Annotated in this window: 1 protein-coding gene and 1 pseudogene; both read right to left on the bottom strand. The window is 65.7% G+C overall.

The window, feature by feature from the left end:
* A pseudogene (locus GRF61_RS24990) lies at positions 1 to 139 on the bottom strand (ABC transporter ATP-binding protein); the annotation flags it as partial.
* A 5-nt stretch (positions 140 to 144) separates the two neighbouring features.
* Positions 145 to 551: ATP-binding cassette domain-containing protein (locus GRF61_RS24270; RefSeq protein ID WP_169153174.1), on the bottom strand; the 407-nt coding region annotated here is incomplete at its 5' end.

The raw sequence follows: 551 nt of genomic DNA, 5'->3' as shown, positions 1-551 counted from the left end.
TCTGGCCTTCGCCCACCACCAGGTTGGCGTTGGTGAGCGCTTCGACCTTGCCGTAGGACACGCACAGGTCCTGCACTTCCAGCACCTTGCTGGCGGGCTGGTTGCTCGGGTTGCTTTGGCTGCCTTGTTGATTGCTCATGCTCATCACTCCACGCCGCCCAGGTAGGCTTCGAGCACCTTGGGGTTCTGCTGCACCTCTTCCGGCAGGCCTTCGGCGATCTTCTCGCCGAACTCCATCACCACCACCCGATCCACCAGGCCCATGACGAAGTCCATGTCGTGCTCGACCAGCAGGATGGCCATGCCTTCGGCACGCAGCTTCTTCAGCAGCTCGCCCAGGGCTTCCTTCTCCTTGTAGCGCAGGCCGGCGGCCGGTTCGTCCAGCAGCAAGAGGCAGGGGTCGGAGCACAGCGCCCGGGCGATTTCGAGGATGCGCTGCTGGCCCAGGGCGAGGCTGCCGGCTTCGTCGTACATGTGCGGGGCCAGGCCCACGCGTTCGATCTGGCGGGCCGCTTCGGCCAGCAGCCGCGCTTCTTCGTTGCGGTCCAGGC

Source organism: Azoarcus sp. TTM-91, from assembly GCF_012911025.1.
GTDB lineage: Bacteria > Pseudomonadota > Gammaproteobacteria > Burkholderiales > Rhodocyclaceae > Azoarcus.
The sequence above is the reverse complement of the archived record's forward strand: the minus strand, read 5'-3'. Positions and strand labels throughout refer to the sequence as shown.